The organism is Paenibacillus sp. WLX2291, assembly GCF_046603665.1.
In the GTDB taxonomy this organism is placed as follows: domain Bacteria; phylum Bacillota; class Bacilli; order Paenibacillales; family Paenibacillaceae; genus Saccharibacillus.
On record NZ_CP176755.1, the window covers coordinates 4,824,007 to 4,849,566 of the forward strand.

Annotated in this window: 17 protein-coding genes; 1 reads left to right on the top strand and 16 read right to left on the bottom strand. The window is 48.4% G+C overall.

Annotated features, from left to right (window positions below; translation table 11 throughout):
- Positions 1-129: 129 nt before the first annotated feature.
- From ACDE64_RS20640 to argC, 12 genes are all read right to left on the bottom strand, one after another.
- Complete coding sequence (locus ACDE64_RS20640; RefSeq protein ID WP_411348116.1) at positions 130-1,620, bottom strand: UxaA family hydrolase; 1,491 nt, start codon at positions 1,618-1,620, stop codon at positions 130-132.
- Between the two features lie 18 nt (positions 1,621-1,638).
- Complete coding sequence (locus tag ACDE64_RS20645) at positions 1,639-3,147, bottom strand: tagaturonate reductase (protein ID WP_411350357.1); 1,509 nt, start codon at positions 3,145-3,147, stop codon at positions 1,639-1,641.
- 576 nt (positions 3,148-3,723) lie between these two features.
- Complete coding sequence (locus tag ACDE64_RS20650; protein ID WP_411348117.1) at positions 3,724-4,728, bottom strand: LacI family DNA-binding transcriptional regulator; 1,005 nt, start codon at positions 4,726-4,728, stop codon at positions 3,724-3,726.
- A gap of 125 nt (positions 4,729-4,853) precedes the next feature.
- On the bottom strand, positions 4,854-6,260 hold the full coding sequence (locus ACDE64_RS20655) for an MFS transporter (protein ID WP_411350358.1): 1,407 nt from the start codon (positions 6,258-6,260) through the stop codon (positions 4,854-4,856).
- A 245-nt stretch (positions 6,261-6,505) separates the two neighbouring features.
- Positions 6,506-7,930, bottom strand: a complete 1,425-nt coding sequence (gene uxaC, locus ACDE64_RS20660) for a glucuronate isomerase (protein ID WP_411348119.1) — start codon at positions 7,928-7,930, stop codon at positions 6,506-6,508.
- Between the two features lie 798 nt (positions 7,931-8,728).
- On the bottom strand, positions 8,729-10,138 hold the full coding sequence (argH, locus tag ACDE64_RS20665; protein WP_411343943.1) for an argininosuccinate lyase: 1,410 nt from the start codon (positions 10,136-10,138) through the stop codon (positions 8,729-8,731).
- Between the two features lie 8 nt (positions 10,139-10,146).
- The gene (locus tag ACDE64_RS20670; protein ID WP_411348120.1) at positions 10,147-11,403 is read right to left on the bottom strand and encodes an argininosuccinate synthase; all 1,257 of its coding nucleotides are present in this window, start codon (positions 11,401-11,403) and stop codon (positions 10,147-10,149) included.
- Positions 11,404-11,583: 180 nt separating this feature from the next.
- Positions 11,584-12,549 (bottom strand): ornithine carbamoyltransferase, encoded by a 966-nt coding sequence (gene argF / locus ACDE64_RS20675; protein ID WP_411343945.1) that lies wholly within the window; start codon positions 12,547-12,549, stop codon positions 11,584-11,586.
- Positions 12,550-12,772: 223 nt separating this feature from the next.
- Entirely contained in the window at positions 12,773-14,011 is a 1,239-nt protein-coding gene (locus ACDE64_RS20680; protein ID WP_411348121.1) for an acetylornithine transaminase, read from the bottom strand.
- Positions 14,012-14,088: 77 nt separating this feature from the next.
- Positions 14,089-14,898 (bottom strand): acetylglutamate kinase, encoded by an 810-nt coding sequence (gene argB / locus ACDE64_RS20685; RefSeq protein ID WP_411348122.1) that lies wholly within the window; start codon positions 14,896-14,898, stop codon positions 14,089-14,091.
- Between the two features lie 265 nt (positions 14,899-15,163).
- Positions 15,164-16,390 carry a bifunctional glutamate N-acetyltransferase/amino-acid acetyltransferase ArgJ gene (argJ, locus tag ACDE64_RS20690; RefSeq protein ID WP_411348123.1) on the bottom strand — a complete coding sequence of 409 codons (1,227 nt, stop codon included), beginning with the start codon at positions 16,388-16,390 and terminating at the stop codon, positions 15,164-15,166.
- A 133-nt stretch (positions 16,391-16,523) separates the two neighbouring features.
- Complete coding sequence (gene argC, locus ACDE64_RS20695; protein WP_411348124.1) at positions 16,524-17,576, bottom strand: N-acetyl-gamma-glutamyl-phosphate reductase; 1,053 nt, start codon at positions 17,574-17,576, stop codon at positions 16,524-16,526.
- A 340-nt stretch (positions 17,577-17,916) separates the two neighbouring features.
- Between argC and ACDE64_RS20700 the strand changes: the two genes are divergently transcribed.
- The gene (locus ACDE64_RS20700; protein ID WP_411348125.1) at positions 17,917-18,474 is read left to right on the top strand and encodes a DUF6386 family protein; all 558 of its coding nucleotides are present in this window, start codon (positions 17,917-17,919) and stop codon (positions 18,472-18,474) included.
- Between the two features lie 106 nt (positions 18,475-18,580).
- Here ACDE64_RS20700 and ACDE64_RS20705 read toward each other — a convergent pair whose 3' ends face one another.
- From ACDE64_RS20705 to secA, 4 genes are all read right to left on the bottom strand, one after another.
- Positions 18,581-19,477: a YitT family protein gene (locus ACDE64_RS20705; protein ID WP_411348126.1), complete on the bottom strand. Its 897-nt coding sequence runs from the start codon at positions 19,475-19,477 to the stop codon at positions 18,581-18,583.
- A 513-nt stretch (positions 19,478-19,990) separates the two neighbouring features.
- Entirely contained in the window at positions 19,991-21,226 is a 1,236-nt protein-coding gene (locus tag ACDE64_RS20710; RefSeq protein ID WP_411348127.1) for a pyridoxal phosphate-dependent aminotransferase, read from the bottom strand.
- A gap of 366 nt (positions 21,227-21,592) precedes the next feature.
- Positions 21,593-22,706, bottom strand: a protein-coding gene (gene prfB, locus ACDE64_RS20715) for a peptide chain release factor 2 (RefSeq protein ID WP_411343954.1) whose coding sequence is annotated in 2 segments (ribosomal slippage) — positions 21,593-22,633 and positions 22,635-22,706 — 1,113 coding nt in all. Because the reading frame shifts where the segments join, the coding sequence is not laid out codon by codon here.
- A gap of 186 nt (positions 22,707-22,892) precedes the next feature.
- Positions 22,893-25,355 carry a preprotein translocase subunit SecA gene (gene secA, locus ACDE64_RS20720; RefSeq protein ID WP_411348128.1) on the bottom strand — a complete coding sequence of 821 codons (2,463 nt, stop codon included), beginning with the start codon at positions 25,353-25,355 and terminating at the stop codon, positions 22,893-22,895.
- Positions 25,356-25,560 lie beyond the last annotated feature (205 nt).

Below are 25,560 nucleotides of genomic sequence, written 5' to 3' on the forward strand. Positions count from 1 at the left end.
TGACCCACTGGTCAGCAAGAAAAAGTATAGCATATGCCATCGCATGATTTCTCTTTTACATGCAAAAAGTTCGGCATGTTCAAACTAGCTGAACGTGCCGAACTTGTATAGGATGATTGTATGCTTGTATTACAGCGTCACACCATTTTTGAAAATAGCCAATTCACGGAAATTGTTCTTCTCATTGTTGACCCAGCGCCCACTGGCAACGTCAACAATATAATCGACAAAGTCTGCCAGACAATCCTGCATGCTGGTCTCCTCTACTAGCACACCCGCGTTATAGTCAATCCAGTGCGGCTTGCTCTCAAACAGCGGCGAATTGGTAGATACCTTCATCGTTGGCACAAACGAACCAAACGGCGTTCCCCGACCTGTTGTGAAAATCACAAGCTGACAGCCCGCCGCTCCTAGCGCAGATGACGCAACCAGATCGTTGCCCGGCGCACTGAGCAGATTGAGTCCGCGTATATGCAGCCGTTCACCGTATTGCAGCACATCCTGCACAGCGCTCGTGCCGGCTTTTTGCGTACAGCCGAGCGATTTGTCTTCCAGTGTAGTAATACCACCTGCTTTGTTGCCGGGCGACGGATTCTCATACACTGGCTGGTTGTAATTCATAAAATACTGCTTGAAGTCATTGATCAGATCGACAATTTTGCCAAAAACCTTTTCATTCTCCGCACGCTCCATGAGAATCTGCTCAGCACCGAACATTTCCGGTACTTCGGTCAAGACGGTCGTTCCGCCCTGAGCTGCCATATAATCGGACAATTGACCGAGCAGCGGGTTGGCGGTAATGCCGGACAATCCGTCCGAACCGCCGCATTTGAGTCCGATCTTCAGTTCCGACAGCGCAATAGGCTCGCGGTGGTCATCGCGAACGGCTGCATGAATCTGATGCAGCAATTCTACCGCAGCTTGTACTTCATCCGATACACTTTGAGAAACGAGGAATTTTACGCGTGATTCATCATATGATCCGATCGCTTGTTTGAAATCTTCCATTATATTATTTTCGCAGCCTAGACCGAGTACTAATACCCCCGCCGCATTCGGATGACGTACCGCATCTGCCAGAATGGTCTGGGTGTGCAGATGATCGTCGCCGAGCTGTGAACAGCCATACCCGTGCTTCAATACGAGCATATTCTCAAAAGGGGCAATATCCCCGATCTCGGCACTGAACTGCTTGAGGATCATCTCGGCAATGCCGTTTACACAACCGACTGTTGGTACAATCCACAGCTCATTGCGAATCCCCACTTCGCCATTGCTACGGCGATAACCCATAAAGGTACGCTGTTCCGGCACATACGGATTGGGAAAGCTACGCGGCGCATAGTTATATTGCTCAACCCCGCTCAGGCTGGTGCGCGTATTGTGTACATGAATATGGCTACCTGCGCTGACCGGCTGAGTCACATGACCGATCGGGTATCCGTATTTGATCACCGGCTCACCGACTTCCAAAGGTGCTAGTGCGATCTTGTGCCCTCTGGCGATGTCCTGCTGCACCTGCACCATCTGTCCGTTATGCTCCAGTGTTTCCCCTTGCTCATAATCGCGCAGCGCCACGGCTACATTGTCCTGTCGGTTGATCTGAATCCATTCCAGCATTGCGGCTCCTCCTTGTGTTTAGATCGTTGATTGTGATGGGCGGCGCAGCTCCGATGGCTCCTGCATCATTTGCTGCAAGGCGGTACCCATGCCTTTTTCCAAAATGAACTGCATATCCGCAGCTACACGTTCTGTCAGACCATCAATAGCATGCAAATTCTGCTCCCAGAATGTCGTCTCGCTCAATGCCTGTTTTGCCAATTGCTGTATAGAGATGTTATGGTCATCGTATGCTGTCCACCACTGCGCAAACCGGCTCAATACTTGCGCATCGTCATTGAGTGCAATGTGCTGCCCATTCCGCTGTCCACGGTAAAAGACGAACAATGCTGCCAGTGCAAAGGTCAGCCGGCGCGGCAAATGTCCCTGCTGTTCGATAAACGTTAGCAGCGTTGGCAGATCACGGGTTTTGAATTTGGAAATGCCGTTCAGTGAGATGCTCATCAGTTGATGCTGCACATACGGATTGGCAAACCGCTCTAACACCGCAACAGCAAAAGACTGCAATTCCTCTTCCGGCAGATCTAGCGTCGGAATAATCTCCTGATGGATCAAGTCGCGTACAAAAGCACCCGTCACTTCGTTGCCCACCGCTTCGCTAACTGTATCCAATCCGTACAAATACGATACCGGCGTCATCGCGGTATGCGCGCCATTCAAAATCCGCACTTTGCGCGTGCGATAGGGCGTCATATCATCTACAATCTTCACATTCAATCCGGCAGCTGCGGCAGGCCATTCCGCCGCCAACGATGCCGGAGCTTCGATCACCCACAAGTGAAAAGGTTCACTAACTACGACAAAGTGATCCTCATATCCTAGCTCCTGTGTAATCTCTGGCATGCGTGCCTTTGGATATCCCGGCACAATCCGGTCAACCAGACTACAGCAAAAGACATTATCCTGTTCCAACCATTGTATAAAACCAGCTTCCAACTGCCACAGCTCTGCATATTGCAGCACAATCCGCTTCAGCTCATCCCCATTACGGTCAATCAGCTCACACGGCAAAATGATAAATCCTTTCGAAGGATTACCTTCAAAATGTGTATACCGACGATACAGCAGCGCGGTCAATTTGCCTGGATAGCTGCGTTGCGGCATATCTTCCAGCGTATCTGCCGGATCAAAGGCAATGCCCGCTTCCGTCGTATTGGAAATGATGTACCGTAGTTCCGGTTGCTGCGCCAATTGTTCATACTGCTCATATTGCGTATACGGATTGATGCCTCGCGTTACACAATCCATCACATCCTGCTGCTGAACAAGTTCACCATCCTGCATGCCTTCCGTGTATATGGTATACAATCCATCCTGTTCGTTGAGCGCTTCCGCCATGCCGTTGGGCAGCGGTTGTACAATCACAACACCTGCTTGAAAGTCCGCGTGTTGATTCATACGCTGAATGTGCCAGTCCGCAAATGCCCGCAGGAAATTCCCTTCGCCGAACTGGATCACTTTTTCTGGATACCGTGGTGCTGGGTGAAGTTGACGATTCAATCTATTCACATTCGATTCCTCCTGTATGCAGTAATCTATTTTAAGCAGTAGAGTACCATCCTTTGCCTCACAAACATTACGTTTCATTGCATCTATTGTTTGTAGATCACGTTTACATCTATAATTTTAAATTTATGCACACGTTAACAAAATGAGATTTATCACACTTGGCTACAGAACAAACCGTATATTTAAGTCGTTTCTATCACCATAGCTATCCTGCATGCTAACCATCCTACAGTCAGCACTACAGCAATACTCATGTAACGCCAAATAACTACGTTTACAACCTTACACAAACACGGAAACGCCGGAATCATTACAGATGCTTCACTGCTGTACACGCACTCCTCCACAGCCCACATCATCATATACAAGCACGGAAACGCCGGAATCGTTACAGATGCTTCACTGCTGTACATGCACTCCTCCACAGCCCACATCATCATACACAATTCCGACGTTTCTTCACTTCTTCACTTCTTTACTTCTTCACTTGCCAATTTTCAAGTTCCAGTTCGAGTTTCCAACCCTACAGAAATATTCTTATTGTTCAGTCAGCATCCTTCATCCGCATCCTAAGCAAATCACGTCACACCCGAATTATTTTCTATCAGTTGCCGTCGAACGTCGTTCGATCAGTTCCGTACCATGGAAAATCAATTCCTCGTCGCTCGCTTGCAGCTGAATCCGTTCCAGAATCTTCTCCGCACCGTGTGCGCTCATCTGCTCAATCGGACGCTTAATCGTCGTCAGCGCTGGATTGGTATACATCGAGAATTTGATATCATCAAAACCGACGACAGAAATATCCTCTGGCACGCGCACACCCATTTCGAATGCAGCATTCATCGCCCCAATCGCCATATCATCATTAGAGCAAAAGACAGCGGTTGGCGGTGTATCCAGTTGCAGCAGCTTGCGCATCGCTTCATACCCACTCTCCGTGCTGTACTCGCCCGGTACGATATACTGCGCTGGCACATCAATGCCCGCCGCCTGAATTGCCTCCAAGAAACCGATGCGACGCTGCTCGGTCGACTTGAAGCCTTGCATCCCTTCGATCAAAGCGATACGGCGGTGTCCCTGTGCAACGAGATATTCACCAGCATGCCCGGCACCTTCGCGGTCATTGGAAACGATATTGACAAAGCTTCCGCCAGGAATTAAGCGGTTCAATACGACCAGCGGAATCTGCTGATTCACTACATGCTCGATAAAGGCATTGTCGGCGTCACTCTGACTCATCAAAATAATACCGTCAAACCGTTTCGGATGAATGGTTGCATAGTCAGAATAATCGTCAATGCCACGTACAAACAGATTGTATTCAACCCCGATGATCGAGTTAACGCCGCGCATCGTATCCGCGAAAAAGCTGCTGCTCGTTCCGCGCGACAGACTGGTGAAGAACAGCCCAATCGTATGCGAACGCTGCAAAACAAGACTTTTGGCATTGTAATTCGGAATATAGTTAAGCTGCTGGGCAATCTCTACAATTTTGCGTTTCGTCACTTCTTTGATCAGTGGGCTATTGTTAAGCGCCCGTGAAACGGTTGTATGGGATACGTTTGCTAATCGGGCAATATCTTTGATGGTGGCTGCCATGTGCATACCTTCCTTTGTCGTAGCTTTCCGAGATGCGGACAGCGAACTTGCTATCCGACCTGCTTACTCCTAAGAATAACACATTGTACTTATTCCACCATACTCTGCGCTTGCCCTGCCATGATTTACATCATGCCTTCCTGCGACTGACGACGCAGCTGCAATTCAGCGACAATCTCCTCGTGCTTGCGGTCAGTTAATTTATACATCAGTCCGATAACGATCATCGCAATTGCCAGCGCCACAGCAGGATACAGACAGAGCAGTCCTTTGATCCCGAGCAGCGTGCCTGCACTTTGCGCTACATTCGGCACGTAACCGATCAGTCCCAGCCCTACACCGGACAGCGTACCAGCGAGGGATTGAGCGAGCTTGCGGGAGAAGTTGAACAGCGAGTACGTAATACCATCTTTGCGCTCACCCGAACTCCATTCGCCATAGTCGATAATATCCGATACAAACGCCCATGTAACACCATTCGGAATACTGATCCCGATAAAGGCGATACTGGCAAGAATCGTAAACACATACACATTGGAAGGCATCATAAAGTTAATCGTATCCGCAATCACACTCACCGCCAGACCGATCAGCGCTGTATTGCGTTTGCCGAACTTTTTAACCAATTTGGGCAGGAACAGTACCCCGATAAAGGACGAGCCGATAATAATAAAGTTCATATATGCCATCAATTCCACGTTGCCAAGATTGTACTGAGCAAAATAAACGAGCATCGCAGATTTGATATTGTAGGCGGAGATGGTGAATACCGTCATCAAGACAAGCACTAGCAGCGGCTTGTTGCTAATAAATGTTTTGACGATCAGTTTGGGCGACAGCTTTTCCTTTGGCGGTGCCTGATTGACAACCCGCTCCTTCGTACCACGATAACAAAAGACGAAAGCGATTACACCAATTGCCGACATCAACGCCATTACAACCGGATAACCGACCGATGGATTGGAGAAGTGCACGATCAATGGCATAACAACCACACTCGTAATAAACAACGCGCCGAGCGAGCCTGCCTGCCGGAACGAAGATAACGATGCTCGCTCCACCGTATCCTGCGTAATCGCTGCACCGAGCGAACCGTACGGAATATTCACAAACGAATACCCAATGCCCCAGATCATATACGACGCATACGCATAGAACAATTTGCCACCTGTCGACAGATTCGGCGAGATAAAGGTCAGAATCGTCAAAATCGCCAGTGCGATGCTGCCCATGATCAGATACGGTCTGAATTTGCCACGTGGACCGATATTTTTACGATAATCGATAGATGAACCGACGATGGGATCACAGAAAGCGGCGAATATTTTGCTGACTGCAAAAATCCCCCCTGCCGCATATGCCGGAATGCCCGCCACATCAGTAAAGAACTTTAATAGATACAATTGCCCCAGGTCAAACATAAATCCGTTCCCGAAGTCACCAAGACCGTAGGAGATCTTTTCCTTTAAACTGATTTTGCTTGTTGTTGCTTCGGCATCCGTGTGAACGCCCTTGATTGTTGCTGTCCCCATCATGAACCCTTCCTTCTTCTGTTCAATATGATTGTGATGACACGATCAAAAAGCATATGCTGCTGCATACTATATTTTGTGAAATTTTTCACTTTTCACTGCTGCATTGCTCCTTGATTCCCCCATGCAGGGCAGTGTGTAGGCAGATAAAGCTGTGCAGATATCTGCTTACACCCTGTTGCACGTATATCCTATGTTTCTTTTACGCTAGATCAAAAGAAAAGTGTATGTTACTGAGCAGCTGATTACGAAACGGATACAACCGCCGGGAAATCGAAGTACTGTTCCGCATTGTTGTAGCAGATGCCCGCCACGATCTCTTTTAATACATTCATATCGTCCGGCACCTCGCCGCTCTCCACCCAGCTTCCGAGCAGATCACATAGTAGACGGCGGAAATACTCATGCCGTGTATACGACAAGAAGCTGCGTGAATCGGTCAGCATACCGACAAAACGGGCGAACACACCGAGATTGGCGAGAATACGCATCTGCTCAAACATGCCATCTCGATGATCGTTGTACCACCATGCGGTACCAAACTGGATTTTGCCGGGAATGCCGCCGCCTTGGAAGCTGCCTGCGATACTTGCCAGCACATGATAGTCGTTCGGATTGAGCGAATACAAAATGCTTTTTGGCAATCCGCCCGCGCTTTCCATATCGTCCAGCAGTGATGCCAGCGGCGTTGCAATCGCGCCATCGTTCACTGCATCATACCCCGTATCTGGTCCCAGCTTGCGGAACATCGGCGTATTGTTGTTACGCAGTGCATGGATGTGCAGCTGCATCGCCCAGCCTAGCTCATGATACAACTGGCTCAGGAATACGAGCGTATGCGTTTTGTGCTTGGCTTCTTCTTCCGGCGTCACCTGACCTTCGCGCAATGCTTTGGCAAAAATGGCGCTAGCTTCTTCGCGAGTTGCTTTGCCATAGACGACCGTATCGAGCGCATGGTCAGATACACGTCCACCAGCGGCATGGAAGAAACGAACTCGTTTCTCCAATGCTTGCAAAAATTGATCATACGTCTGAATGTCCGCACCGTTCGCAGCAACCAATCGTTCCAACCATGGACGGAATGTGTCACGGTTGATCTCCAGCGCCTTGTCTGGGCGGAAGCTTGGCAGCACAAGTGTATCAAAGCCTTGCAGCTCACGGATCGCTGCATGATGTTCCAGCGAATCAGCAGGATCATCGGTCGTGCAGACGACCGTCACTTTGGACTTGGTGATCAGATCGCGTGCGCCAAAACCAGCGCCTTGCAGCTGCTTGTTTACCTTTTCCCAGATCGACGGTGCAGTCTGCTCGTTCAGCAGTTCATATACACCGAAGAAACGCTGCAATTCCAGATGTGTCCAGTGATGTAGTGGATTGCCGATCAGCTGGGGTACGGTTTTGGCCCAAGCGAGGAATTTGTCATAGTCGTCGGCATCGCCGGTGATGTACTTCTCCTCTACGCCATTGGCACGCATCACTCTCCATTTGTAGTGATCGCCATATAGCCAGGCTTCGGTAATATTTTTGAAGCTTTTGTTCTCATATATTTCCTGTGGGCTCAGATGACAGTGATAGTCGATAATCGGTAAATCTTTGGCTGTGTCATGATACAGTTGGATCGCAGTTTCGCTGTGTAACAGAAAGTTCTCATCCAGAAATTTTCGTGCCATATCGGTTCATTCCTTCCCTGATTCAGACTGTTTTATTTATTTTGTTAACGTTAACATTTCATGGTTTCATTGTAGCTCTTTTCTGCCAAGAAGCAATAGGAAACTTTAATTTTTAGTTGTTACAGTTGTTTGAAATGAATCGGTCTGTATCTGTAACAGATATCACAGATAAACGCTAAAAAAAGTGGTTCGTCTATTGCTAAATGATTGGCTTCCTCCGCTATATCCAGTATAAGCAAGCTTACATTGTTTTTCTTTTCATTACAAAAATAGGATACTGCATCTATCCAGTTACGTGAAACAGCCACTCTCATCATGATCGATTACGTTTCATTCACAAATAGGTTATCATTTCGATATGTATTGCCGCTCTATTCTTACCTTTTCCTCCTTACATACTAAGAAAATTGCAGAACAAGCAGTATTCTCCTTTCTTCCCCACTCCTTTGTCACAAAAAAGCCATGCTCTGATCTGATGTTATTATGATTATTCTCATATGTTTGCCTGTATCGTCTTCCCTATTCTTGTATATCATACTCAGCGATCTCATAGTTTCTTCTCTCTCTCATGCCACGTTCATGCAGACCATCTTTCCATTCTTGCAGATTATTCTCCATCGTTGCAGATCATCTTCGCTACAAGCACTTGCCCTCCCCTTATAACTGAACAGTACATAACACAAAAAGCGGCATCCCCTCTCCATCGAGAAGAAATGCCGCTAATCATGCACATGCTCTCATTTCATTCAGAGCATAATGTCTATTTCATTTGCAATTCATTCTATTGAAACAACCCAATTACGAACGTGTATGCTGCTCTAGCCACTGCACCGTATGTTGCAGCTTGCCGCCCGCACGTTCAATCGCTTGCTCTACCTGTACTGTTGCTGTACCGCCATAGACGTTACGCGCGTTCACTACCGTTTCCGGTTGCAGCACTTGATAGATGTTATCGTCAAACAGTGGCGAGAAGTTCTGGAACTCCTCCAGCGTCAGATCCAGCAAATACTTGCCTTCCTGAATGCAATACAGCACCGTTTTGCCGATTACTTCATGCGCCTGACGGAAAGGCAGACCTTTGTTCACGAGGAAGTCTGCAATATCGGTCGCATTCGAAAAGTCCTTGTTGACCGCTTCTCTCATCCGTCCAGTATTCACCTTCATAGTGGAGATCATCGGCGCGAACAGTTGCAGCGCGCCTTCCAGCGTCGCGACCGTATCGAACATGCCTTCTTTGTCTTCCTGCATATCTTTGTTGTATGCCAGTGGCAACGACTTCAGCACGGTCAGCAGACCGATCAGATTGCCGTATACCCGACCCGTTTTCCCGCGTACCAGCTCTGGTACGTCCGGGTTTTTCTTTTGCGGCATAATGCTGCTACCGGTACAGAATGCGTCATCCAACTCGATAAAGTTGAATTCCGTACTGCTCCATAGCACCAGTTCTTCGCTCAGACGCGACAGATGCGTCATGATGAGCGAAGCGCCCGCCAGAAACTCGACGATAAAGTCACGATCACTCACCGCATCCAGACTATTTTCATATACGCCGTCAAAGCCCAGCTGCTCTGCCACAAAATGACGATCAATCGGGAATGTCGTACCTGCCAGCGCACCTGCGCCAAGCGGCAGTACATTGATCCGTTTGTAGCTGTCCTTGAGTCGGTCGATATCTCGCTCAAACATGGACACATACGCCATAAGATGATGGGCGAACAGAATCGGTTGCGCACGTTGCAGATGCGTATAACCGGGAATGATTGTGTTCAGATTATCTTTTGCCTGTCCGATCAGCGCCTCCTGCAAAGTATGCAGCAGTCCGGTCAGTTCGACAACACGGTTACGCAAATACAAATGCATATCGGTTGCCACCTGATCGTTACGACTGCGACCAGTATGCAGCTTGCCACCGACTGCGCCGACTTCTTCGATCAGATGCTTTTCGATATTCATATGAATATCTTCATCCGATACGGAGAATTGCACCTGCCCGGCACGGATTTTGTCCAATACTCTGTTCAGACCGGCTTTGATCGTCTCTACATCTTCTGCCGGTACGATGCCACATTTGCCCAGCATCGTAACATGCGCCAAACTGCCCTGAATATCTTCTTCTGCTAATGCTTTATCAAAGTTGATGGAAGCTGTATATTCCTCCACCAGATGATTGGTTTGTTTCGTAAAACGTCCGCCCCATAATTTGCTCATGTTGCCGGTCACACTCCCTGCTTCACTTGGCTTGCTGCTTGCTGTTGTACGCCCGCGCCGACTTTCAGACGCAGTGCATTCAGCTGAATAAAGCCAGCTGCATCGCCTTGATCATACGCATTTGTCGGATCGGCTTCCATCGTAGCGATATCCGGATTGTACAGACTGTACGGGCTGCTCAGACCGGCAGCGATGATATTACCTTTATACAGCTTCACACGTACCGTACCAGTCACGTTTTTCTGACTTTCGGTTACAAGTGCTTGCAGTGCCAGACGCTCTGGTGCGAACCAGAAGCCATTGTACACGAGGTTCGCATAACGAGTAATGAGCGAATCACGCAGGCTCATCACTTCGCGATCCATCGTCAGTGATTCCATTTTACGGTGAGCAGTGAACAGAATCGTGCCGCCCGGTGTCTCGTATACGCCGCGACTCTTCATGCCGACAAAACGGTTTTCCACCATATCGACGCGACCGATCCCGTGCTTGCCGCCCAGCTCGTTCAGCTTCTCCATCACTTCCAGCGGAGTCAGCGATTGACCGTTGAGCGAGATACAGTTGCCCTGTTCAAATTCCAGCTCCAGCATTTCCGGCTGATCTGGTGCATCTTCCGGGGATACGCTCAGTACGAACATATCTTTGTTGCTCTCTGCACTTGCGTCAAAGTTCGGATCTTCCAGCACGCCGCTCTCATAGCTAATATGCAGCAGATTCCGGTCGGTCGAATACGGCTTCGCCGCCGATGCTGTTACCGGAATGCCATGCGATTCCGCGTAAGAGATCATTTCCGCACGTCCCGGGAAGTCTTCACGGAATTTCTCCAGACGCCAAGGCGCGATCACTTTGATCTCCGGTGCCAGTGCCGCCGCGTTCAATTCAAAGCGAACCTGATCATTCCCTTTGCCGGTTGCGCCGTGAGCGATAGCAATGGCGCCTTCAGCACGAGCGATTTCCACCATACGTTTGGCAATCAGTGGACGCGCAATACTGGTGCCCAGCAGGTATTGTCCTTCATACAGCGCGCCTGCTTGGAACATTGGATAAATGAAATCTTCAGCGAATTCTGCACGCAGATCGTCGATGTATACTTTGGATGCCCCAGTTGCAAGTGCTTTTTCTTCCAGACCGTCCAACTCGTCTGCCTGTCCGATATCCGCTGTAAACGTAATGATTTCCGCGTCATATGTTTCTTTTAGCCATTTCAGGATGATGGACGTGTCCAGTCCACCGGAGTATGCCAGTACAATTTTGTCTTTTGCCATTTTAAGTGCCCCCCAATGTAAAACCTCTTGAAGCGGACAGGTGGATCGCAGACACACACAAGTTGCGCCCGCTCTATTCCTGTCCGTCAAAAGGCTGTGTATTGTTCATTATTGTTATTGTAAAGGTTCCTGCTGCGCCCAACAACCGGGTTGTGCGCTTTGTTTCTGATTAGGAAGAGATTAGCCGATCAGCGCCGCCATAATCGCTTTTTGCGCATGCAGACGATTTTCCGCTTCATCGAAAATAACGCTGTTGCCACCGTCGATCACACCCGCGCTCACTTCTTCGCCGCGGTGAGCAGGCAGACAATGCAAGAAGATATAATCTGGCTTCGCATGGCTAACCAGTTCCTCATTCACCTGATACGCTGCAAATGCTTGCTCCCGTATCTTCTGCTCTTCCTCAAAGCCCATGCTCGCCCACACATCGGTATAGATCGCGTCTGCGTTGGCTACCGCTTCTTTTGGATCACGTACAACCTTGATCGTTGCGCCGCTCTCTGCTGCCAGCACTTCGCACTGCTTCAACACTTCAGGATCTGGCTCGTACCCTTCCGGGCTTGCTACATATACATCCAGACCGACACGCGCGCCGCCGATCATGAGCGAGTGCGCCATATTGTTGCCGTCGCCGATATACGCCAGCTTCAGTCCTTTCAGCTTGCCTTTGTGCTCCACAATCGTTTGGAAATCTGCCAGCACCTGACATGGATGTCCTAGATCGCTCAGTCCGTTAATAACCGGAATGTCGGCATATTTCGCCAGCTCGGTTACATTTTCATGACCGAACGTACGAATCATAATACCGTCTAGATAACGAGACATCACTTGCGCCGTATCGGCAATCGTCTCGCCGCGTCCCATCTGAATATCATTTTTGCTCAGGAACAGCGCGTGTCCGCCCAGCTGATACGTACCGACTTCAAACGATACGCGTGTGCGAGTGGACGACTTTTCAAAAATCAATCCAACTGTTTTGCCTTCCAGCGGGCGATACACTTCACCAGCTTTTTGCTTGCGTTTCAATTCAATCGCCAGCTCGATCAGAAAATGAATCTCCTCAGCGGTATAGTCGCTCAGCTCAATAAAATCTTTGCCTTTAAAATGGCTCAATTCCAGCTTGCCTGTTTGTGTTGCATCGGACAATGTTCCAGCCTCCTCAGTAATCGGTGACATTGTTGCTGTATGCGGATTAGGCATACGGCACACCGATCTGTTCTTTGTATAGTATGCACGCTATATCAGGTGCGTGATTGTATGATTAGGAATCGTATGGTCAACCTATGTCATTCAGGCGTATGCAACCGATTGGGTACATCAAATGAGTGGAAATGCACAAAAAATAAATGGAAATACACACACGTTTCGCTTACTTCCCGTTCGGACTGCCCGCCGTTACGACTGGCGCATATTCCTGAATAATCTCGCTCAACAGAGTGATCGCCTGATCAATTTCTTCTTTTGTGATCAGCAGATTCGGCAGCAGACGGATGACATTCGGACCAGCGTTGACGAACAGCAGCCCTTTTTCCTGTCCAACAAGAATGAGTTCGTTAATCGGACCTGCACATTCGATCCCGATCATCAACCCTTTGCCGCGAATCTCCAATACAAATGGATGATCTGCAAATTTGTCATGCAGCTGTTGATTCAGATAGTCGCCCATCTGTGCAGCATGTTCGACTACATGCTCCTCCTGTAACGTTTCCAGTGTTGCGATCACCGCTGCGGTTGCGAGCGGTGTACCGCCAAAGGTCGAACCGTGACTGCCTGCGCTGAATGCTTCTTTCAGATGAGCTTTGCCGACCATCGCACCAACGGGGAATCCGCTTGCCAGACCTTTTGCCAGTGTGAAGATATCCGGTTCGATACCGTAATGTTCAAATGCCAGCAATTTGCCAGTACGTCCCATACCCGTCTGAATCTCGTCGATAATGAGCAGCAGACCGTTTTGTTTGCACAACTCTGCTACCGCCTGTACATACTCCACACCTGCCGGATGCACGCCGCCTTCCGCCTGAATCATTTCTAGCATGACAGCAGCTGTATACGGTCCGATTGCATCTTGCAGGGCATCCAGATCGTTCAATGGAACAGTAATAAAGCCTGCTGGCAATGGATGGAAGCCTTCTTTCACTTTATCCTGTCCAGTGGCAGTCAACGTTGCCAATGTACGCCCATGGAATGACTGGGTAAAGGTAATGATCTCGTAACGCTCTTCACCTTTGATCTTTTGCTGATACTTACGCGCCAGTTTGATCGCCGCTTCGTTCGCTTCCGCACCGCTGTTACAGAAAAACACTGCGTCACCGGATGTCATCGATGTCAGCATTTGCGCCGCTTTTTCCTGATTCGGAATCTGGAACAGATTGGACGTATGCCACAGTTGATCCAGTTGATCCTTCAGCTTGGCTGTTACACGTTCGGGAGCATGTCCCAGATTGGTTACTGCCAGTCCGCACATAAAGTCCAGATACTTCTTACCGTTGACATCCCATAGATAACTTCCTTTTCCTTTGGCAAAAGCAAGTGGGTATCGCGCATACGAAGGGAATAACGCACTTTCGGTATTTGCTGGTGATTGCTGGTTGTTGATCGGATTAGCCATGCTGGTCACGCTCCTTAATCGTTGGTTTACACTGTTCGTTAGAGAATTGGCACTTGCTGTAATAGTGAACGTTACATTTACAGTACGGTACTTCGCACAATGCGTGTGCCAACGGCATCGCCGTTCAGTACCCGGCTCAGAATATCAGGCTCACTGCCATCCACGATAATCACTTCTTGCACATCACCTTGAATGCAGGCAATCGCTGCTTTGACTTTGGGAATCATGCCGCCATAGATTTCGCCAGTTTCGATCAACTGTTCAATATCTGCGATTGTTACTTGCGGCAATACTTTCTTTTCGCCGTCCACTTGCTTCATAATGCCCGGTACGTCGGTGACCACGATCATGCGTGGTACGCCAAGGTGCGAAGCAACCGCTCCCGCCGCCGTATCAGCATTGATGTTATAACGTTGGCCGGTAGCATCGACACCTACTGGAGCGATGACCGGCATATAGCCCAGATCAGTAATGGAGCGGATAATGGATGCCTCTACATAAGTGACATCGCCCACCAATCCGACTTCCGCGGAATTGGCAACCGGTTTGGCCTGAATCAGACCGCCGTCGACACCAGAGATGCCGATGGCTTTTGCCCGGCTGCCCTGAATTCGTCGGACGATCTGCTTGTTGATGCTACCCGAAAGCACCATCTCCACGACATCCAGCACTTGTTCGGTCGTTTTGCGTAATCCACCGACAAACTCGGTTTCAATCCCCAATTTGCCCAGATTATCTGAGATCGCCGGACCACCGCCATGCACGATGACTGGCTGAATACCAGACTCCTGAATCTGCTGCAAATCTGCAAAAAATGAATCCGGCAACGCCGCCAACGTACTGCCGCCACATTTCATCACAAAGGTACGGGCTGTCTGTTCTGTCATATCCATATCCTCCATTCTCCAATTGTCTATATTGTATTGTCGTTCTATTGTTCTACTGACCGCTGCAATTCTACGAATATAGTCTTACAAATACGGTCTATTGTAGATGAATGATGTATCTCGTTTCTGAAAATATCGTTGGATATCGCTTGGTATGAAAGTCACTCGTTACGTATATTTAAACGTCATAGCCGATATGTACACCGGCAACAACTACCTACTCGGTCGTTATTGCCATCATAATATTAAATTCCCAATTCCATGGTTACGTACGATACGCTGCATTGATACGCACATAATCGTATGTCAGATCGCAGCCCCATGCGAGTGCGCTACCTTCCCCATAATGCAGATCCACCACAATCTGTACCGTATCGCCTTTCAAATATTCCAGCGCCGCATCTTCATCAAATGGCACTGGACGCGATCCAGTAAGCACGACGATATCGCCAAGGCGAATATCGACTGTATTCACATTTACCGGTTCGCCAGCACGCCCAACCGCCGCAATCACACGTCCCCAGTTGGCATCTGCACCAAACATAGCAGATTTGACAAGACTGGAACCAATGACCGTTTTGGCAATCGCTCTGGCGGACAGATCACTGATCGCACCGTTGACCACAACCTCTACAAGCTTGGTCGCTCCTTCGCCATCGCGGGCAATCGCTTGTGCCAAATGCTCACATACATGGCAGAATCCAGCAGCATATGCTTCCCAATCAGCATGCGCTGGCGTCAGTTCCTCATGCTCTGCCAGTCCGCTTGCCATCGACACCAGCATATCGTTGGTACTCGTATCGCCATCGACTGTAATCATATTAAATGTACGATCCGTCGTATCGCGCAGCAGCTGATGCAGATGAGCAGATGAAATCTTTGCATCCGTCGTCATAAATGCCAGCATCGTCGCCATATTAGGGTGAATCATGCCTGACCCTTTGGCTGCTCCAGCGATGTGAACAGTAACACCATCCACCTTCACCGCTACACAGATTTCTTTTTTCACCAGATCGGTCGTCAGAATCGACTGGCAAAATGCTTCCGCATGCTCCGCCGTATTCCCCGTTGCCGCAGCCAGATTATCGATACCGGAAGTGAGACGATCCATTTTCAACAGTTCGCCGATGACACCAGTCGATGCAACCGCCACATCGTCTTCATGCAAATGAAATTGCTGCGCCGTGCGCGCACGCATCGTATACGCATCCTGCTCACCTTGCTGACCAGTACAGGCGTTGGCATTACCACTGTTCACAACGACAGCGCGCAGTGTACCGTTGTTCAGACTTTCGCGAGTCACTTGCAGCGGTGCCGCCTGAAACAGATTCGTCGTGTATACTGCCGCCGACGCTGCCGGAACATCACATACGATAACACCTAGGTCGTTACGCTCTGTCTTTTTCAATCCACAATGCAGCCCTGCTGCCTGAAATCCTGCCGGTGTGACGATTGAACCGTTCTGAACCTGTTGAAATGCTTGATCTGACATGATATCTCCACTCACTTCCTGATCGACGATGTAAATTTGAGAAGATGTATTTGTAGAACATAGATAATCTATACCGATATGACCGATATGCGCATGATCACGAGATCAGCAACGTCATTGTTGAGCGTATCTGTTAAGGATACACCGGAATCATGTTGAGTCCGAGATTCTCATCCCAGCCCATCATCAGATTCAGGTTTTGAATTGCCTGACCGGCAGCACCTTTGACCAGATTGTCAATGACCGACACAATCGTCATACGACCGGTACGCTCATCCAGTGCAAAGCCGATATCGCAATAGTTGGAACCTGCTACCTCTTTGGTAGATGGCCATTGTCCTTTGCTCCGTACACGGACAAATGGACGATTTTTATAATAATCGCGGTACAAATCAATCCAGTCCTGCTCGGAATGATTGCCTGTCGCCGTCATATACATCGTACTCATAATACCGCGTGTCATCGGCACGAGATGGGTAGTAAATGTGACTGTCACCGACTTACCTGCAACTTCACCAAGCACCTGCTCGATTTCTGGAATATGCTGATGCTTGTTGATTTTATACGCTTTGAAGTTTTCATTCATTTCCGCATAATGTGATGTTAGGCTGGTACCTCGTCCTGCACCAGATACGCCGGATTTGGCGTCAATAATGATCGTATTGGTATCCACCCAACCAGCGTCCACACCCGGTAACAGACCGAGTAGCGTCGCTGTTGGATAACAGCCGGGATTGGAGATGAGTCGCTGACCTGCTACGCTTGCGCCTTTACGCTCGCATAATCCGTATACCGCTTCAGCCAGCACATCCGCCTGCGGTGCTGTATGCTTGTACCATTGCTCGTATACAGTTGCATCCTTGAGACGATAATCGCCAGACAGATCGATCACTTTCAGACCTGCTTCCAGATATTGCGGAGCCAGTTCGCCGCTCACACCGGATGGTGTCGCCAAAAAGACCAGATCTGCTTTTTGCGCTGTTTCGGTAGGATTCACACCGTCCAACTCCATATCCAGCAATCCATTCAAATGCGGGAATTGATCCGACATCGGCTTGCCACTACTAGAAGCCGAGATTACCGATGCAATCTCTACTTGCGGATGATGCTGCAAAAAACGAATCAGTTCCACCCCGCCATAGCCGGTGGAACCTACAATTGCGACTTTTAGTTGATCTGAACTCATCTTCCATTCCCCCTGTTCCTTGCTTGTACGCCATATCATACGTTGCCGATCTGCTTCATCTATCGCTGTTGCTGTATCGATGTTGGCATGGCTCCGATTGCTGAGGTGGCGGTAACGTCTCCGATGAATAAGATGTGTATTATTATACATCCGATGTAATATAAATACAACCTTGTACACAAACATTATTTCAGCCTGACAGTTTATCATATCTCCGTTATAGCGCGGATTCCTCTCCAGATGATGATAGAGCCGTGTCATGTTAAAATAAAGGCAAAGCATGATCCCAGCTACATCGTTATCCTTATTTTATAACCATGTGAACGGAGTGAGTTCTTCGATGCATTCATCCTTTTCCTTTACAACCGATACAGCCGCTCTCTCGATCTTCGACTTGCAAGCTATTCGTCATCGAATCGACGATACGTCCGATTGGTGGACGATCGAGCAAGATGAATTGGAAGAAAGCAATTATGGTCGCATCCTATTCTTGCATGTAGAACATGACGGTACATACGATGTGCATATCGTAGCGCATATTGAGCAGCCGCAAATGTCCGGTATGCTGTATATTCCATCAGGTCAACTGTTCGCAGGTGCAGCCGAGGATACAACCGGCGGCGATCTAGAGCCAGATGATTCCTCGGCTGTATCCGGTCAACTATGGACGATACGCCCCGGTGTATATCAAGTACAAGCTACTCGACAACAACAGTCTATCCAAATGGCGCTGATCTGGTTAGCAGATGCTCCCTCTGCCATTCCCAATTCTAATCGTCCTACATCAGCCGACTCTGAAATTGCCGCAACGTCTACAATCAATCCACTATCCAGCCATGCCAGCCCTTCCGTGAATAACGTTATACTGAACAACTGGAACCAGCGCCTACGCCTTTAATTTAACATCTGCCTGCGGTCTGCGCTCCCCACCATATCCAATGAAACGATTTACCAAAAAAAGAGCATCACACTTCTACGTTCGAAGTGTAATGCTCCTTACCATTTCATCCCGGTAGCTTAAACCCTTTCCCCAGCACCTCATGCGCATTGCTAATAATGACAAACGCCTCTGGATCGACCGACCGCACAATCGTTTTTAACCGACTGGCTTCATTTTGCCCAACGACAACCATAAAAACAGTACGATCGTCCCCCGTATAACCGCCCTCTGCATTCAGCTTCGTTAATCCGCGATCCAGATCATTCAGAATCGCCCGCTGCATTGCCTCGACTTCCTCGGAGATAATATAGGCAACTTTCGAATTGCTAAAGCCCAGCTCTACCGCATCAATCATTTTACTCGTCACAAACAACCCGATCAACGCATACAACGCCTGTTCCGGCTTGAGAAATATCGCCGCCAGCAGAATCACCGTACCATCGGTCATCACCACACAAAACGACATGCTAAATCCGGTCAGCTTATGAATCATCTGCGCCAGTATCGCCATGCCACCAGTCGATCCGCGACCACGAAACACAATTCCCAAGCCCAGACCTACACCAATCCCGCCATATAGCGCGCCGAGCAGCGGATTCGTCGTCGGCGCCGGAATATCCCGCGTGATGTACACGAACAATGGCAATACAATCGTGCCCAGCAGCGAACGAATACTAGAATGCCGTCCCAGCACAAAATATCCCGCCACAAATAGCGGAATATTAAACACCCATTGCGTATACGCCGGTTCCACGCCTAACACTTGCGCCGCAATAATCGAGATGCCTGCTACGCCACCAGACGCAATATGATTAGGCAGCAAAAACAAATTAAATGCTAGTGACATCACAAATGCGCCCATAATAATCAGCGCCGCATCCCACGCATTGCGAAGCGGCCCTGTCAAAGGAATCACCGGCGGCTTCCGCCTGCGTCCCGTTGTTGTCAAAGAAGTCATCATCTCCACTACCACCCATATCCACAAATTGATAAAGCCAACACTTCACATATTCAATAGGTTCCCATACAAGAATCATCCCGTTCCCAATCCGATTCCCATCATCTATCGCGGCTTTTATTGTAGTAGAAAAGTCCATTTCCCGAAAGAACACGCGGCAAACGGGTGATACTTTAACCCGGGAGAGAACCAAAGCGGCACAACAGAGACGAATAATTGGAATAAAGCCAATCTGCTTATACAAATCAACTGTATAGTTACCAGCAAAATAGAACTATTATATCATTTTTCGTCGTTCACGCTCCTGCAATCGATGTATATAGTCCAACCACTCTTTTTGTGTATTCATACGTTCCATTTTGACTCCGCTCCTTAATGATCATCATTCGTCCACTTTCACACCAAAAAGACTCCGTTTCACAGACAATACACTCCATCTGTAAAACGAAGCCTTTTCTATTCACATTGATGTCGAATTGCAAAAGATACTACTGTTATCCTATCTCCAATCCCATCTTACCGTAACCACGTCGTCGCTGAAGCCTTTCGCACCAACAATTCATAATACCGCCCCAATCGATGCAGCCCCTCTTCCAACAACTCCACACTGCCTGCAAAACAAATTCGCACGCGGTGCAGACCCGCCGGACCAAAGCCTTCCCCCGGTGCTACAATCACCTTTTCTTCATGCAACAATCCAAATGCAAATGGCTCCGAAGTCATTCCCGTTGCCGAAATGTCCGCCATAATATAAAACGCCCCCTGTGGACGCGAATGCGGAATTCCGTACTGCTCCAGCAACTCGCACGCACGATCTCGCTTCGCTTTATAGCGCAAACGCTCTGCCTCTACATGGGACTGATCCCCATTCAGCGCCGCTTCGCCCGCCTTTTGCGTAAACTCCGCCGCACAGGTCGTTGTCGGCTCCAACAGCTTCCATACTAGCTCCGTCAATTCCTCCGGCACGATCATATAACCGAGACGCCACCCGGTCATCGCATACCCTTTGGAAAATCCATTCACGCTTACAATCCGATGCGCCAGATCTGGGCGTACTTCTAGCGGACAACATACTTCCCCATCGTAAACCAACTCATCATAAATCTCATCCGAAATCACAAATAGATCATGCCGCTCCGCCAGTGCCAACAGCTCCTGCCACACCTGACGCGGATACACTGCTCCAGTCGGATTACACGGCGAATTGACAATGATCGCTTTCGTTGCTGGAGTGATTTTGGACTCTATATCTTGCAAATCCGGTACGTATCCATCTTCCGCCCGCGTAGCATAATACACCGGCTCTGCATGTTGCATAAACAGCATTCCCTCATAATTAGGATACCCCGGATCTGGAATCAATACTTCCTCACCCACATCAACCAAAGCCAGCAAAATCGCATGCAGCGCACTTACCGCACCTGTCGTGACCACAACACGCCCCGGATCGATCTCTATATCATATTTGCGCTTCATCCGCGCTACAATCGCCTCACGCAGCGAAGGCAAGCCTGCATTGGATGTGTAATGCGTATAGCCCGCTGCCATCGCCAGTTGTCCTGCTTCGACGATATGTGCTGCCGTATCACTCTCCGGCTCGCCAATCTGTAACGGAATCACATCATCATATTGCGTAGCTGCCACCATAATTTTACGAATGCTATTCGGACGCATGTTTTGTCTATGTACAGATGGTTTCCCTCTCATCGTCTCCACCGTCTCCTGTCTCTGTAAATTAAAATCATTATCCATCCCCCTCTATTAGATTGCAAGATGACATGAGCAAGTCACCCATACATACATACATACATTCAATCCATACATGCAATATCACCAAGCACCATGAACGATGAGCATATCTCTGATCGTCCACACTTCATATCTGTACACAAATCAGCCAGATCTCCACATACACAAACCAGATCTTCCTATACTATCTATCGTCTAACACAAAAAAGCTCCGGCATCCCCTCCATCGCTGGAAAAGCATACCGAAGCTATCTATCGATCTTATTGTATTAGCAGATCACGATTGACTCCTTTGATACCAATACCAACTAGAATATACAAGTTGCAATCACAATACAACTCATCCATTCTGTCAGTATCAGCCAATCATTACTCTACCTCAATCTTCAACTGACTACGCAGATAACCGTCGATAAACGAATCCAGATCTCCGTCCATCACAGCACCGATATTACCGGTTTCCACTTGCGTACGATGGTCTTTGACCATGCTGTACGGATGGAATACATACGAACGAATCTGGCTACCCCAAGCGATTTCGGATTGTTCGCCACGGATTTCTTCCAGATGCTTACGCTCTTCTTCAATCTTACGCTCATACAATTTGGAGCGCAGCATTGTCATTGCACGCTCACGGTTTTTGATCTGCGAACGCTCGGTTTGACAGCTGACTACTACACCGGACGGAAGATGCGTAATCCGAACAGCGGAATCTGTAGTATTGATATGCTGACCACCAGCACCACTGGCGCGGTACGTATCGACTTTCAGATCTTCTGTACGAATCTCGACCTCAGCATCATTCGTAATCTCAGGCACCACATCACACGATACAAACGACGTATGACGACGACCCGACGAATCAAATGGGGAAATACGAACGAGACGATGTACGCCTTTTTCTGCTTTCAGATAACCATAGGCGTTGTAGCCCTTGATCAGCAGCGTAACGCTCTTGATCCCAGCTTCGTCACCCGGCAAATAATCCAACACTTCCACTTTGAAGCCGCTTTTCTCCGCCCAGCGCGTATACATACGCAGCAGCATTGAACCCCAGTCCTGAGACTCTGTACCGCCTGCACCCGGATGCAATTCCAGAATCGCATTCAGCTTGTCGTACGGCTCATTCAGTAGCAATTGCAGCTCGAACTCCTCGACTTTTTTGACAAGTGCAGCGACACCTGTTGTCACTTCAGCTGCCAGCTCAGCGTCGTTTTCCTCGTCTGCCAGCTCAGCCATCAGACTCACATCGTCATATTCCTGTTGCAGCTTATTGTACTGATCCACGGAACCTTTGACTGCATTCATCTCAGCAATGACCGCCTGTGCGGATTCATTATCGTCCCAGAAATCCGGTGCCGACATTTTCACCTCAAAGTTCTCGATCATTTCATTTTTGAGATCTAAGTCAAAGAGACCCCCTAAGATTTGATAGTTTCTGCGCCATCTCGCGCAGATCATGCTTTACATTTGGTTCGATCATTGAACATTCACCTCATTTAAAATTTAAAACGCTACTTTCATTATACATACCCCGGTAGCCGCATGCTGCTTCCATCCTGCTCACTTTGTAAATAATCCGAGAAAAGACACCCACGATAACAGTGAGTGTCTCTCTGCTCTATCCATATGCCACACAATGCCGTGTGGACATACTATGTTGCTTGTTTTATTTCCGTCTGCGACGACGTTCTTCGCGGGAAGGACGTTTCTCCGCCGTTTCGGAACTGTTCGTGCTGACTTTGCTTGTATCCACAACCGCTTGACGCTCTTGTTGACTCTGACTTTGAATTTGCGCTCTCATCACATAACCGGCAACTTCTTCTTGAATGTCAGCGATCATTTGGTTGAACATTTCAAAGCCTTCGAATTGATATTCGCGCAGCGGATCAGTACCGCCGTAAGCACGCAGGTGAATACCTTGACGCAGTTGCTCCATCGCATCGATGTGATCCATCCATTTGCGGTCAACCGCACGCAGTACAACCACTTTCTCGAATTCGCGGATCGTTTCTTCGCCAATTTCTTTCTCGCGTTGCAGATAGTATAGCTCTACACGCTCAAATAGATAATTGACCATTTCTTCTTTTTCTTTTTCTTCCAGTTCTTCCTTGGTTACATGGGTCGTTTCAACGAGGAAGTTGTTGTTAATATAGTTCGCAACTTCTTCAAGTTCCCAGTTTTCTGGAATATCGTCATTACAGTGAACTTCAACGACACGTTCCACACAAGGTTTGATCATTTGCAGTACAACTTCACGAATGTTGTCGGACTCCAGCACTTCACGGCGCTGTTTGTAAATGATCTCGCGCTGTTTATTCATCACATCGTCATATTGCAGGACGATTTTACGCATATCAAAGTTACTACCTTCAACGCGGCGTTGTGCAGATTCTACAGCACGAGTGATCATACGGCTCTCAATCGGCTGATCTTCTTCAAAACCGAGTTTTTCCATCATGTTCATCACGTTGTCCGCGCCAAAACGCTTCATCAGTTCATCACCGAGAGACAGATAGAACTGCGTGGAACCCGGATCACCCTGACGACCAGCACGACCACGCAGCTGGTTATCGATGCGGCGAGATTCGTGACGCTCGGTACCGATGATGTGCAGACCGCCCACTTCGGCTACGCCTTCACCCAGAATGATATCTGTACCGCGACCTGCCATGTTTGTAGCAATCGTTACCGTACCCGGTTGACCAGCACGTGCAATGATTTCCGCTTCTTCTGCATGGTATTTCGCGTTCAGTACTTGGTGCTTGATGCTTTTACGTTTCAGCATTTCGGACAGCAGCTCAGAGTTCTCGATCGATACGGTACCGACCAGCACTGGCTGGTTTTTGGCATGGCGTTCTACGATTTCTTCGACAACTGCACGGAATTTGCTTTGTACGCTCTTATACACAACGTCTGGAGAATCCTGACGTTGATTCACACGGTTCGTTGGAATTTGCAATACTTCCAGACCGTAGATTTTTTTGAATTCTTCTTCCTCTGTTTTCGCTGTACCGGTCATACCAGCAAGTTTGCGGTACATACGGAAGTAGTTCTGGAACGTGATCGTTGCCAGCGTCATACTTTCGTTTTGTACTTTGAGGTTTTCTTTCGCTTCAATCGCTTGGTGTAGACCATCGCTATAACGACGACCTGCCATCAGACGACCGGTAAATTCATCGACGATCAGAACTTCACCTTCGGACTCAACATAGTCAACGTCACGGTGCATAATAACATTCGCTTTCAGCGCCTGTACTACGTGGTGGTTGATCGTTACATTTTTATTGTCATACAGGTTTTCGACGCCAAAGAAGTTCTCGGCTTTTTCTACGCCTGCTTCAGTCAGTGCTACGGATTTTACTTTGATGTCTACAGTGTAGTCATCTTCCGCTTTCAGACTTTTCACAAAACGATCAGCTGCAAAATACAGCTCTGTCGATTTTTGTGCCTGACCCGAGATGATCAATGGTGTACGTGCTTCGTCAATCAGAATCGAGTCGATCTCATCAATGATACAGAAGTGCAGCGGACGCTGTACCATCTGCTCTTTGTACAGCACCATATTGTCACGCAGATAGTCAAAACCAAATTCATTATTCGTACCGTATGTGATGTCGCAAGCATACGCTGCTTGTTTTTCTTCGTGCTTCATACCACTCAAGTTAATGCCGACACTCATACCGAGATAGTTGTAGATCCGACCCATTTGCAGGCTATCGCGCTGTGCCAGATAGTCATTGACGGTAACGACGTGCGCACTTTTGCCTTCGAGGGCGTTCAGGTATACAGGCAGTGTACCTACCAGCGTTTTACCTTCACCTGTTTTCATCTCGGCAATTCTACCTTCGTGCAGTGCGATACCACCGATCAGCTGAACGTCAAAATGACGCATGCCCAGCTGGCGTTTAGATGCTTCGCGTACGGTTGCGAAAGCTTCCGGCAGCAACTGCTCAAGCGTTTCTCCTTTTTCGAGACGTTCACGGAACGCTGCTGTTTTGCCCTGAAGTTCTTCGTGGGACAAAGCCTCAAATTCCGCTTCCATATTATTGATAATGTCCACGGTTTTCATAATCCGTTTGACATCACGTTCATTTGAATCACCAAAAATTTTCTTAACGAGTCCTAGCATGGTTAACCCCTTTCGCGCAATACAAAGATAGATTATTGAATAATGGAACAGATACGACGCTTCCGGGGGATTATTCAATAATCTCAGTTGCAATAAATTGTACCAGTTTCAGGGAAGCGCCGCAACAAAACAGCCCTGCTGCCCTGCGAATTCACCGGATGATGTTATACCAAAATGTAAATACGACCAGAGAAATCATATCCCG